At 64.0% G+C, this 12,435-nt stretch carries 9 protein-coding genes; 1 reads left to right on the top strand and 8 read right to left on the bottom strand.

Annotated features, from left to right (window positions below; genetic code table 11):
• Positions 1 to 236: 236 nt before the first annotated feature.
• The 7 genes from D3260_RS00345 to D3260_RS00315 form a co-directional block, all read right to left on the bottom strand.
• Positions 237 to 1,637: a putative porin gene (locus D3260_RS00345; protein WP_120096508.1), complete on the bottom strand. Its 1,401-nt coding sequence runs from the start codon at positions 1,635 to 1,637 to the stop codon at positions 237 to 239.
• 623 nt (positions 1,638 to 2,260) lie between these two features.
• Complete coding sequence (gene phoR, locus D3260_RS00340) at positions 2,261 to 3,613, bottom strand: phosphate regulon sensor histidine kinase PhoR (protein ID WP_120096506.1); 1,353 nt, start codon at positions 3,611 to 3,613, stop codon at positions 2,261 to 2,263.
• 655 nt (positions 3,614 to 4,268) lie between these two features.
• Positions 4,269 to 4,964 carry a phosphate regulon transcriptional regulator PhoB gene (gene phoB, locus D3260_RS00335; protein WP_120096505.1) on the bottom strand — a complete coding sequence of 232 codons (696 nt, stop codon included), beginning with the start codon at positions 4,962 to 4,964 and terminating at the stop codon, positions 4,269 to 4,271.
• A gap of 140 nt (positions 4,965 to 5,104) precedes the next feature.
• A complete protein-coding gene (gene pepN, locus D3260_RS00330) occupies positions 5,105 to 7,714 on the bottom strand; it encodes an aminopeptidase N (RefSeq protein ID WP_120096504.1) in 2,610 nt (869 codons plus the stop codon).
• A 114-nt stretch (positions 7,715 to 7,828) separates the two neighbouring features.
• A complete protein-coding gene (locus tag D3260_RS00325; protein ID WP_120096912.1) occupies positions 7,829 to 8,950 on the bottom strand; it encodes a beta-ketoacyl-ACP synthase III in 1,122 nt (373 codons plus the stop codon).
• A 124-nt stretch (positions 8,951 to 9,074) separates the two neighbouring features.
• Positions 9,075 to 10,517: a S9 family peptidase gene (locus tag D3260_RS00320; RefSeq protein ID WP_120096503.1), complete on the bottom strand. Its 1,443-nt coding sequence runs from the start codon at positions 10,515 to 10,517 to the stop codon at positions 9,075 to 9,077.
• 13 nt (positions 10,518 to 10,530) lie between these two features.
• Positions 10,531 to 10,851: a hypothetical protein gene (locus D3260_RS00315; RefSeq protein WP_147418063.1), complete on the bottom strand. Its 321-nt coding sequence runs from the start codon at positions 10,849 to 10,851 to the stop codon at positions 10,531 to 10,533.
• 35 nt (positions 10,852 to 10,886) lie between these two features.
• Here D3260_RS00315 and D3260_RS00310 point away from each other — a divergent pair, with 35 nt between their 5' ends.
• Complete coding sequence (locus D3260_RS00310; RefSeq protein ID WP_120096500.1) at positions 10,887 to 11,399, top strand: alpha/beta fold hydrolase; 513 nt, start codon at positions 10,887 to 10,889, stop codon at positions 11,397 to 11,399.
• Here the strand turns inward: D3260_RS00310 and D3260_RS00305 are convergent.
• Positions 11,368 to 12,396: a quinone-dependent dihydroorotate dehydrogenase gene (locus D3260_RS00305; RefSeq protein ID WP_120096499.1), complete on the bottom strand. Its 1,029-nt coding sequence runs from the start codon at positions 12,394 to 12,396 to the stop codon at positions 11,368 to 11,370. The two genes, D3260_RS00310 and D3260_RS00305, sit on opposite strands and share 32 nt — an antisense overlap.
• Positions 12,397 to 12,435: the final 39 nt, after the last annotated feature.

The raw sequence follows: 12,435 nt of genomic DNA, 5'->3' as shown, positions 1-12,435 counted from the left end.
GCGACACATCATCGCTCGCGCTCTGAATGCGTGGAAAAGGACTGAAAAAACATTGACTTGAAATGCGATCAGCGATCGATGCGATACCGCGGGCGGCTGGCGATCCGGCACGCCGTGCCATGTCGGGTGCCCGGGCGGCATTGAAACGAAAAAACCCGGAGCGCGTACGACGCCCCGGGTCGATCACGGCCGAGCGCGGGGCGCTCGGCGCGGATGGTGATGCTGTCGCCCGTCGATCAGAAACTGAATTCGACGTCCGTCTGCACCAGGTTCTGGCGATCGTCGGACGGGCCGAACTTGGACTCGGTGTTGTAGTAGTCCACACCGAACTCGATCGCGTCGTTGAGCGCGTAGGAAACGGCCACTTCGTGCCCCTTCATCCCGGTTGCGCCGCTGAAGCGGTCCGAATCCGGATAGGAATCGGGCACCACGTTGCGGTCGAGATCGACGTAGAGATACTTCATGCCCCACTTGTTCAAGCTGGCCTTGCCGCCGACGGCCCAGCCGGCGTCCTTGCCGACCCCTTCATGCGTGTTCTTCAGGTACTGGCCGATCAGCTCGGCCTTGCCACCGTCGAACTTGGTCCCGATCGTGCCGTCCACGTCGACGACCGAGAACTGCGACGTGGTATTGGTGCCTGAACCGTACTCGAAGACGGTATCCGGCGCGTTGTCGCCCGTATAGGTTTCCTCGAAGCCGTAGTAGGTCCCGCCGATCGAGGCGATGAAGTTGTTGACCGAGAAATGCTGGCCGCCCTGGACATACCAGAGATAGGGATCCTGGTTGGAGCCACTGTTCTCCTGGATGACCCAGACGCCGCTGTTCAGGAAGGTCTCGCCAATCGAGGACTTCTTCGCGAGATGGACCGACCCACCCTCCGGGTTGATGTCGCCGTCCCACATCGCATCGGTCGGGTGCCACAGGTAATCGCCGAACTTGAACTTGCCGCCGATGGCCTTGAGCTGAAAGCCGTTGGCCAGATACGGCGTGAAATCGTACTGACCGTAGGCGTAATCGAGCTGGATGCCCTTGCTGCTGAAGTTGTCGCCAAAGGTCTGGTTCGTCGAACGCGGATCGTCACCGCCGCTGGCCAGCCCGGCGCCCAATTCCAGGTTGTCGACCGGATTGGCGATCATGCCCAGCCGATAACGCACGCGCCCGCGTGAGCGGTTGTCGGTGTCCGCCGCCGGATTGCCGAGCGCGGTGCCCAACGCGTCGTTATTGCTGTTGTATTCGTAACGCAGCCGCACATCGCCGGTGAGCTTGATCTTCTGTGCCCAGGCCATGCTGTCGAACTGCTGTTTCAGATTATCGCTGAAGCCCGTACCTGCGCCCGTGGTTACCGTGTCCGAAGAACCGCCGTTGGTATTCGCCAACGTACCGGATCCGCTCTGCGCGGCAGCGGCCGACTCGTTCTGGGCCGCGTTCATGAGCTGTTGATACTGGGTGTCCGTGATGCTGCCGTTGTCGTGCATCATCCGGATCAGTTGCATGGTCGTGCTGCCGCCCTGTGCAAAGGCCGGCGCGGCCACGAGCGATGTGGCACCGATGACCGCACTGGCCATGACGACCCCGAATTTGCCGACCGACGCACGATGTCCCGGCGCGGCTCCGTCGCCGGCGAGCAGATTCTTCATGGTGAACTCCCTGATGGCAGTAGATTCGGGCACAGCCGAGCTGTCCCCCCTTGAGCCTTGGCTCAGGGGGCAAATTAGCCGCGGGATGCGTCAGTTCGATGACGGATATATGACGTTTGCATGACACAGGCGTCACGCCGGGCGGAGGGCGTGCACCCGGTGTCGGTTCCACGACTGGCCGCCGGGCAGTCGCGCGCTTTCACTGCCGTCGTGCAACGTGTGACGCCAGCGCCTGTTGAGGTTTCGTTCGAGCGCCTTCTCGTCGAGAGACCACAGTGTGTCCGGCAAGGCTCGCAACGCCGCCGGGCGTGATTTGCGGCCCAACCCGAAGGAACAAGCGCTGTTTTGCGGCAATCCGGTGTTGTCGTTCGCTACGCCAGAATGACGGCCGTACGCGCCCGATGCCTTGTGTTGCTAAAGATGAGCGCCGACGCGGCGCAAGGGGGGCGTGTCAACAGGCTCTAGAACGCTGGATTGCCGTCGTGTTTTTGATTTGGGGGGCATTTGTCCCGAAGGGTTGCCCCCCATGAACAATCGACAATGGCTGCCCTGCGGCGTTGCCAGTCTGGATTTCGGCACGCCACAATCGGCGACTCGCGCCTTGCAGGACACATCAACAGACCCTAGGTCGCGGCCTCGCTTGCGACCACGACACGCTGCTGTGGGAAGACCACGCGGAACGTCGTGCCCTGGCCCGGCGTGCTGTCGATGACGAGCTCGGACTCGTGATGCTCGACCCCGTGCTTGACAATTGCCAGGCCCAGGCCGGTGCCGCCGTCTGTTGCGCGTCGACCCGCATCCACACGATAGAAACGCTCGGTCAGACGTGGAATATGTTCGGCCGCGATGCCCGGCCCCTCGTCGCTGACCGCCAATGTCGCGCCCTGCTCGCTCGACGCCCAGGTGATTCGGACAACGGTATCCGACGCCGAGTAGCGCACGGCATTGCCGAGCAGATTGGTGATCACGCTTTCAATCTCGCCCGGTCGACCGAACAGGGCAAGCCCTTCGTCCGCGACGACCTCGAAACGATGGGCCGCGCCGGCGGCAGAGCGCTGCGTCTCCTCGACGAGCCGCGTGACGAGAGCCGAGACATCGATGTTTTCCTGTCGCTGCTGCAACCCCTCGCCTTCGAGCCGTGCCAGCCGCAACAGGCTATCGATGAGATGGCCCATACGCGCAGACTGGTTCTCCATCTCCCGGATCGGCCGTTGCCAGTCCGCGAGCGCGGCGTCGGCCCCGGCCTCTTCACTCATCATCTCCAGATAGCCACGCAGCACGGTCAGCGGTGTTCGCAGTTCGTGCGAGGCATTGGCCACGAAATCCCGGCGAGTGAACTCAAGTCGTTTCTGCTCGCTGATATCGCGCGCGATGAGCAGGCGTTGTCGGTCGCCATAGGGCACGATACGCAACAGCACCGTGTCGGTTTCGTTGGCCGGCGACGGGATCTCGAGTTCGGCGGTGTCGCCGTCTATGGCGGCCGCGGCCATGAAGTTGGCGAACCTCGGATGCCGGATCAGATTCGCGATCCGCTGACCGTTATCCTGACCCGCCCGCAGCTTGAGCAGAGCCGCGGCCGCCTCGTTGAACCATACGATCCGTCCGCGCGCATCGATGACCACCGCGCCGTCGGGCAATGCCGCCGTGGAAGCCTGAAATTCCGAGACGATATCCTTGAGCCGCCGCTTGCGCCGACGATTGCGCTGCTTGAGCCGATAGAGCTCGGTATAGATTTCCTGCCAGACACCGAACCCTTCGCGTGGTTCGATCCGCGGCTTGGCCAGCCAGCGGTGCAGCTGATAGGCAAACACCAGATGTCCGGCAGTGTACAGCGACAGGCCGATGAGCAGCGCCAGCGTGATACCGAGACCCGATATCAGCAGACCCGCGAGCGCCCAGAGCCCGAGCCAGACCAGCAGCCGAAACATGGCGCGCGCCCAGATGCGGCGTATTTCCCCGGCCGGTGCATTCATCATTCAACCCATTCTCGCAGCGCGGCGCGCGTTGGGACCGAAAGCCTTGACGGTTTGTCCATCGAACGCGCGCCGGACCGAACCGTTGCCTGTTCCGAAACGACCGACGCCGCCGGTATCACGTCGGCGAGCGCCCGAATGAAATCGGCAGACGCACATGGCGCGCGCGGGCGTTCCAGGGCGTGTCGTCACGAAATAGACCGTCGCATCAGCGGCCAAGCGGCAACAGAACAAGGCATCCTGCGCATGGCGTGGCCCCCGCCACCTGCGCACGCGATAACGTCGGATTGTCGTCGCCTGGCCGCTGGCCCTGCGGGTTGCCTCTGTCGATCTCGTGACGACACGCCCGAGGGTCTGTTGATGTGTCGTGCGAGTCCGCGCCAGACGCGCCCTGAAATTGACGATGGGCGGCAAGACGAGGCGTCGCAGGCATAGCGTGTCATTTCTGCGCCAGCCTGTTAGAACGCTGGATTGCCGTCGTGTTTTTGATTTTGGAGCACTTGACCCTTGGGGTTGGGCCGCCCACGAAAAATCGACGATGGGCGCCCTGCGGCGTTACGAGTCTGGATCGTGGCACGCCACGATCGGCGACTCGCGCCTTGCCCGACACACGGCGGTCTCTCGACGAAAAGGCCCTCGAACGACACATCAACAGGCCCTAGAGCGATTTGCTTGAGAAACGATAACCGCTGCCCCGCACCGTCTGTACGAAACCGTCGTAGCCGAAGGGCGCGAGCGCCTTGCGCAGGCGACGAATATGGACGTCCACGGTTCGTTCCTCCACGTAGACGTTCTGGCCCCAGACGCGATCGAGCATCTGCTCGCGCGTGTAGACCCGTTCGGGGTTGCTCATGAAGAAACGCAGCAGCCGATATTCCGTGGGCCCGAGTTTCACGGCCTGTTCTCCGGCCGTCACGCGTTGGCTGGCGGCATCGATCGACAGCCCGTCGAGCTCGAGACGCTCGTCCTCGCCGCCCGGCAGGCTACGCCGCAGCACCGCCCGAACTCTTGCAACGAGTTCCGATGACGAGAAGGGCTTGGTGACATAGTCATCGGCCCCCAGATTAAGCCCGCGTACGCGATCATCCTCGTCGACGCGCGCGGTGACCATGATGATGGGCATTGCGGCAGTCAGCTCGTCGCGTCGCCATTCCCGGGCCAGTTCGCTGCCCGAGATGCCGGGTAGCATCCAGTCCAGGAGAACCATATCCGGGTGGTGATCGGCGATCGCCATGCGCGCCGACTGTGCGTCCTCGGCCTCGGAAACCGTGAAATCCGCCCGCTCGAGCGCAAACCGGATCATGTCACGGATGGGGGCCTCGTCCTCGACGATCAAGACGTGCTTGTGTTGCATGAAAACTACAGTTCACGGGCCATGTGCACTCAATTTATGAAACATCTGTGACAGCCCGATGACAATGCGACTCTGCAGGGCACACCGCCACGGCCCCGCGCCTTCATCGAGACCGGGGCCGTTTCGGCGTGCGCAACGGCTCAGCTGTCGGCAAGCCCCGCCGCGACGATTTCACGCGTGTTGTCGGACAGTTCTGCGGCCTGCAAACGCAACAGCGTATCCTTCATGCCCTGCGCATAGGGCTCGGCATAGCGCTGCCACGGCGCGACCAGCCCGGCCAGCGCCGCGGCCAGCTGCGGGTTGAACGCATCCAGTCGCAGGATTTCGTCGCCGAGCAGTGCGTACCCGGCGCCGTCGTCGCGATGAAAAGCCAACGGGTTGCCACGCACGAAACCACCGAGCAATGCGCGGACCCGATTCGGGTTGGTGAAATCGAAACGGCGATCATCGAGCAGGCCACGGACACGGGCGACGGCATCGCCGTCTTCGGTCGCGGCCTGCAGGCGCAGCCATTTGTCCATGACCAGGGGCTCATCGGCGAAACGCTCGGCAAAATCGGCCCGAGCGCTATCGCGTGCCGGCCCCGGCAGTCGCTGGAGCGCGTTCAGCGCCGCCATGCGATCGGTCATGTTATCGGCGGCGTTGTAAACCCGCAGTGCCCGCTCGCGGATCGCGTCCGTATCCCGCGCACTCAGGTAATCCAGCGCCACCGCGAACACGCGACGACGCCCGGCCTCGGCCTCGTCGAAGACATACACGCCACTGGGCGCATGGGCATCGGCCAATGCAGCCAGCTCGGTTTCGAATCGTTCGGCGATCGCCTGCTTGACGTGGCGCCGCGCGGTTTCCACGGCGCCCACATCGATCCGATCGAACGCCTCGCCGATCTGTGTCGTACTGGGCAACGTCAGCATCTCGGCGAGGAGCGCTCGATCGGCCGGTGGATCGGCCAGCAGCACGTCCAACGCCTCGATCAATCCCGAGTCGAGGCCCGGCATCGTCTCGTCATCGCGATAGGCCACCACACTCTGGGTCAACGTGGCCATATACAGACTCTGGGCGGCATCCCAGCGCGCGACCGGATCGGTGTCGCGTGCCATGAGCCGTGTCAGCTCGGCCGTGTTCTGTTCGAACGTGAGTTTGACCGGCGCGGTCATACCGCGAAGTGCCGAGACGATGGGCTCACTTTCGAGCCCATCGAACGTGATTCTTTCGCTTGGCTGCGTCAGCCGCACCAGTGTCGGCTCGGCGAGCGGCGTGCCGGCCTTGTCGAACAGCGCGATCGCCATCGGGATATCGAAGGCGGGCTTGTCCGGCTGGCCGGGCGTGGCCGGCGTGGACTGGGCGATCGACAGCGTCAGGCGCCCATCGATGAACTCGCGCCCCACGGTCAGCCGCGGCGTGCCGGCATAGGCATACCAATCCCGGAACTGGCCCAGATCGAGCCCCGTGGATTCCTCGATCGCGACCACGAAGTCCTCGATGGTCACCGCTTGGCCGTCGTGCTTGTCCAGGTAATGCTTGACCGCCCGCGTGAACGCGTCGCGCCCGGCCATCTGGGCCATCATGCGGATCAATTCGGCGCCTTTTTCATACACCGTCACGGTGTAGAAATTGTTCATCTCGACGTACGACTCCGGCCGCACCGGATGGGCACGGGGCCCGGCGTCCTCGGGGAACTGGACATCGCGCATCATCCGAACCTGATCAATCCGTGTCACGCCCGGCGAGCCGTGGTCGATGGCGAACTGATGCTCGCGATAGACCGTCAGGCCTTCCTTGAGCGACAACTGGAACCAGTCGCGACAGGTGACCCGGTTGCCGGTGTAATTATGGAAATACTCGTGTGCGACGACATCGCGTACGCGCGCGAAATCCAGGTCCGTGGCCGTCTCGTGATGGGCGAACACGAAAGCCGTGTTGAATATGTTGAGCCCCTTGTTTTCCATCGCTCCCATATTGAAGCTGGCCACCGCGACGATCAGGAACTGGTCGAGATCGTATTCCAGCCCGTAGGTGGCCTCGTCCCAGGCCATCGCCGCCTTGAGCGAGGCCATGGCATGCGCGCACTGGGCTTCATTACCGTGTTCGGTATACAGCGCGAGCGCCACGTCGCGACCACTGCCGGTCCGATAGGTGTCGTGCAGTACCCCGAGATCGCCGGCCACCAGCGCGAACAGATAACAGGGCTTGGCGAAGGGATCCTCGTACACCGCGTAGTGACGTCCCGCCTGGGCAGGCCCGGAGTCGATGCAGTTGCCGTTGGACAACAGGATCGGATATGTCGCCGCATCCGCCTCGATACGCGTGGTGAAGCACGCCATCACGTCCGGCCGGTCGGGGAAATACGTGATGCGGGAAAACCCGGTGGCCTCGCACTGGGTGCAGAGAATCGGCCCGGAGCGGTACAGCCCTTCCAACGACAGATTGTGATCGGGATCGACCTCGGTGACGACCGTGAGCGTGAAACGATCAGCGAGGTTGTCCAGCCAGAGGCCTCCGTCGTCCTGCGTGTAGGCATCCACGCCTAGTTCGGCGCCATCGATGGCGATATGGACAAGGCGCAGGTCCCGGCCGTCGAGTCGCCAGCGCGACGCGCCCTCGGGGGCAGCCGGATTGCGTCGCACGGTGTGGGTCGCCGTGACCCGTGTCGCATCCGCCTGAATATCGAAATCCAGATCGACGGTATCGATCAGGAACGTCGGGACCTGGTAGTCCGCCCGATATTTGGCCTGCGGGTTACCTGTCATCTAGAGCTCCGAAATAATGAGAAACATGGGGCATTGCGGCCGGCGCCGTCGCGGGCGCCGACGACGAGATCCCGAGACGGCGTGAGATGCGATCTGTTTGCCGGTCGCGCCGACTCAGCGTCGACGCAGGATCACGCTGCCGGCCGAATAGCCGGCCCCGAAACCGGACATCACGCCGATCTCGCCCGGGGCCAGATCGCCGGCATATTGATGAAACACGATGACCGGCGAAGCCGAGCTCGTATTGCCGTATTCGGCGAATACCGACGGCATTTCGGCCGCGGTTGCCGGCCGGCCGAGTACGCGCTTGGCAATGAGCGTATTCATGTTGATATTGGCCTGATGGAGCCACAGACGGCGTACGTCGGCAGCCGTCAGCGCATGCGCGCCGAGATGATCGACGATCATTTCCGCCACCATCGGCCCGACGTCCTTGAAGACCTTGCGGCCGTTCTGGACGAAAAGCCGGTCTGCATCGGTGCGCGGCTGTGTTTCGGTGCGATTGAGAAAGCCGAAGTTGTTGCGAATGTTGTTGGAGAACTGTGTCTGCAGATGGGTCCCGACAATATCGAAACCCTGTGACGGGGCGACGTCGTCGGCATCTTCGATGAGCGCGGCGGTACAGACATCGCCGAAGATGAAATGACTGTCGCGATCACGGAAATTCAGGTGGGCGGTACAGATCTCCGGGTTGACCATCAACACACGGCGCGCACTGCCACTGCGAATCATGTCGGCGGCGGTCTGGATACCGAACGCCGCCGAGGCACAGGCCACGTTGAGATCGAATCCGAACGCCCCGCCACCGAGCGCGCTCTGGACTTCCACAGCCAGCGCCGGATAGGGCCGCGGCAGGTTGGAACAGGCCACCAGCACGGCATCGATATCCGCCGCGGTGCGCCCGGCAGCGGCCAGGCACGGCTCGATCGCGGCCATTGCCATCTCGCACTGCAACGACGGTTCATCGTTGCCGCGGGTGCGGATACGCGGATGCATGGTGTCCGGATCGAGAATACCGGCCTTGTCGACCACATAGCGGGATTCGATGCCCGAGGCCTTGGTGATGAACTCGGCACTCGAGTGCGACAACGGCGCCCGTTCACCGGCGGCGATCTCGGCCGCATGAGTCTCGTTGTAGCGATCGACATAGGTATTGAACGAGGCAACGAGTTCGTCGTTGGAAATCGATTCGGGCGGGGTATAGAGCCCCGTCGCCGACAGCACCGCCTGTTTCACATTCACTCCTCGTCTTGTCGAGCCACGGTCTGGTTATGACAACCTTTACTGTGCCACAGGCCGAATCGACCGGCGCCGGACAAGACATCATCCGGCCGGACGCCGCCATCGGGCCGACGATGCGTCATTCGGCAACGAGCCCGGCCCGTGCCAGGCCACTTTCAATGAAAGGTGCGATACGCGATTCATGGCGGACCGATAGATGAGCCCCGTCATACCAGGTCAGCTCGCATTCGTCCCAGTGTCGCCACAACGCCTGGGGCTGATCGGGTGCGATCAGCTGATCGGCCGTGGCCGCAAAGATACGGCGCTGCGCTACCGGCACGCGACACGGCATGGCCAGCGGCGAAACCGGACGCAGCCGATTGTTGACGCCCGCCACCGAAAGCCCGGCCGCTTCCAGATAATCGGCGTGTGCGGTGGGTAAGTGCTGCCAGAGCGTGGCCGGGATATCGGTCATCGGAATCCCGGCGATGACACAGGCCAGCTCAGGCTCGAAACAGGAAAGCAGCGCGGCATGATATCCACCGAGCGAGAATCCGAGGACACCGATCGGCGTTCCCGGCGCGGCCTGTCGAACCCAGGCCAGCGTACTGCGCAGATCACACAGGGACTGAGCCTGGGCATGGACCAGATCCCCGAGTGGCCCATCCAGAAACAACCCGCCGGTCATCGGTGTGGCCCGGCGCACGCCGTGCAAAGCCAGAATCGGCATCACCAGATTCAGTCCGAGCTCGTGATGCAGCCGTTTGATGTCGAACAGCTGGAAATCGAGGCCGGCGTGGCCCATCCGATAGCCATGGATGCACATCAGCCAGGGCCGCGCCGGATCGTCATCGTGGCGCAGTACCCGCATCGCAGCCGTTCGATTGCGTCGGTGGCCCAGCCATCGTTGCCGGCCGGGCCAGTCCGCACCGGGGTTGTAGCGCGAGTCCGCCGTGAGCCACTCATAATCGACACCGAGCACGCGCGCGCGGCGATGTCGAATATCGATGAACGGCCTGGCCGACCCGTGCATGCGTTCCGGCACCTCGCTCCAGCCGTTGGCATCGGCCAGCCTGCCCCAGGCCTGAAGCTCTTCGATGTCGGTAGTGACGGCGGCACCGCGCGGCACCCGCGCACAATTGATGAACACGCCAAGCAGCGCGGCATCGGTGGCGACCTTGATCAACAACCCGGCCTTGCTCGTCGGCGGCTCGATACCGGCTGGCACCGGATGCTGTACGCGCAGGGCCCATCCGGCTACCAGAAACGCCAACAGCCCACCGGCAAACAGGAGACCGAAGAAACCCCATCCGACTGCCGGCGCAACGCATAGCGCGAGCACGCTACTGACCGGCCCGGCGAGCGCCATATGATAGAGCAGCTGGCGATCACCGGCATAGAGCAGCTGTCCGGCGCCGGTGCTGATGAGGACCACGCCCGGCACCGTGCCGAGCACCGCCGCCCACCAGGCGGTCTGCCAACAGGCGATGAGCCACGACAACCCCACCGCCAGCACCAGCGCCGCCGACTTGAATCGGCGCGGCTGCCAACGCATCGGCGAGGGATCGGGAAAGGTCTGCATCAGCGTGGCGGCATCATCGCAGGAAAAGGCCGTAGATGATCGAGGCGATGACGGCCAGCACGAGTGTGGCCTCGGCCGCCCACATCGCCGCACGGCGCTGATCGAACAGCCAGGTCGTTCCCGCCGCAATCAAAGCGACCACTAGCCCGAGCTCCGTCGCCGTGACCACATCGTCGAACCGTTGGCCGTCGCCGGCCATCTGCGGAAACGGCCACATCAGCAGACAGAGCACCGATCCCAGCAATGTGGCCAACACGGCAAGCGTGAGAATCGACCAGTTGAACAGGGACAGAAGCTTCAGAACCACGCCTTCGATGTGTCTGCGATGTTTCATGGCATAGTAGCGACCGGCTCGACCATCGTCCACGCATGTCTGCATCCGCCTCGACACCTCGCGTTGTCTTCGCCCACGGCAAGGAAAGCGGCCCGTGGGGCAGCAAGATCACCCGGCTGGCCGATGCCGCACGCGCACTGGGATTCACGGCCGAGAGTCTCGATTATCAAGGGCTCGATGATCCCGCGGCTCGCCTGACCCGGCTCTGCGACCATGCGCCCAAGGGCGCACCGCTCGTGCTGGCCGGGTCGAGCATGGGGGGCTACGTCAGCGCCATGGCCTGCGACCGTCTCGCGCCCGATGCCCTGTTCCTGATGGCGCCGGCGTTGTATATGCCGGGATATCCGGGCGAACCAGCCGGATGTCCGTCGGACATCGAGATCGTACACGGCTGGCATGATGACATCGTGCCCGTGACAGCCAGCCTGCGATTCGGCGAGTCGCGCGCAGCCCGTGTTCATCTGTTACCCGACGGTCATCGCCTGTCTGAATCGCTTGAGGCCATCGAAGCGTTGTTCAGGGCACAGCTGGCGCGCGTCGCGCGCTGATCGCCCGCACCGATTCAGCGACCAGCGCCGGGCCGCGATAGATCAACCCGGAATACAACTGTACCGCGGTCGCGCCGGCGGCGATCTTGGCGGCGGCATCGCCGCCGTGGAGGATCCCGCCAACGCCGATGATCGGGATCTCCTCACCCAGCCGGGCATGGAGCATCGCAATCACGCGCGTGGATACATCCCTGACCGGCCGGCCACTGACCCCGCCGGCCTCGGCGCGCCAGCGCGGCGCCAGCCCCTCGCGCGAAGTCGTCGTGTTGGTCGCGATGACACCGTCGAGACGATAGTGACGCAGCCGCTCCACGATCGCGGCAATACCGGCCTCATCCAGATCCGGGGCGATCTTGAGCGCCAACGGCACGCGTCGTCGACGTATCTCGGCCAGCCGGTCGCGCTCGGCCACCACCGTCGAGAGCAGATCATCCAGCGCATCGCCGCCCTGCCAGTCGCGCAGGCCGGCCGTGTTCGGCGACGAGACGTTGATCGTCACGTAATGGGCATGATCATAGACCGCGGCCAACGCGGCCGTGTAATCGGCAACCGCATCGGCCGGCGGCGTTTCCTTGTTCTTGCCGATATTGATGCCGAGCACCCCCCGGAATCGTGCTGTCGCGACGTTCTCGGTCAGCGCCGCCACGCCGGCGTTGTTGAACCCGAACCGGTTGAGTATGCCGCGCGCCTCCGGCAACCGAAAAAGCCGCGGGCGCGAATTACCCGACTGCGGCCGCGGCGTGACCGTACCCACCTCCAGAAAACCGAATCCCATCGCCGCCAGGCCGTCGACATGCGCGCCGTTCTTGTCCAGTCCAGCCGCCAGACCGACCGGGTTGGGCAATCTCAGACCCATCAACGTGGTCGGCGTATTGGGCACGCGACGCCCGTAGACGCCGGCCAACCACGGCGCGGCACGCGAGGCCGCCGCCAGCGACAGGTCGTGGGCCCGCTCGGCGTCGAGCGAGAAAAGCGCCGGTCGGAGCAACGAATACATGAGATCTTGAGACAGAGAGCGGCCTGCATATTGTGGCCA

Origin of the sequence: Salinisphaera sp. Q1T1-3 (genome assembly GCF_003602005.1) — a bacterium.
Taxonomy (GTDB): Bacteria; Pseudomonadota; Gammaproteobacteria; order Nevskiales; family Salinisphaeraceae; genus Salinisphaera.
This window is presented reverse-complemented; position numbering and strand designations above follow the sequence as displayed.

Excerpts from the sequence above, each read along its gene's own strand:
- D3260_RS00345 (WP_120096508.1), bottom strand. The coding sequence starts at position 1,637 with ATGAAGAATCTGCTCGCCGGCGACGGAGCCGCGCCGGGACATCGTGCG.
- phoR (WP_120096506.1), bottom strand. The coding sequence starts at position 3,613 with ATGATGAATGCACCGGCCGGGGAAATACGCCGCATCTGGGCGCGCGCC.
- phoB (WP_120096505.1), bottom strand. The coding sequence starts at position 4,964 with ATGCAACACAAGCACGTCTTGATCGTCGAGGACGAGGCCCCCATCCGT.
- pepN (WP_120096504.1), bottom strand. The coding sequence starts at position 7,714 with ATGACAGGTAACCCGCAGGCCAAATATCGGGCGGACTACCAGGTCCCG.
- D3260_RS00320 (WP_120096503.1), bottom strand. The coding sequence starts at position 10,517 with ATGCAGACCTTTCCCGATCCCTCGCCGATGCGTTGGCAGCCGCGCCGA.
- D3260_RS00315 (WP_147418063.1), bottom strand. The coding sequence starts at position 10,851 with ATGAAACATCGCAGACACATCGAAGGCGTGGTTCTGAAGCTTCTGTCC.
- D3260_RS00310 (WP_120096500.1), top strand. The coding sequence starts at position 10,887 with ATGTCTGCATCCGCCTCGACACCTCGCGTTGTCTTCGCCCACGGCAAG.
- D3260_RS00305 (WP_120096499.1), bottom strand. The coding sequence starts at position 12,396 with ATGTATTCGTTGCTCCGACCGGCGCTTTTCTCGCTCGACGCCGAGCGG.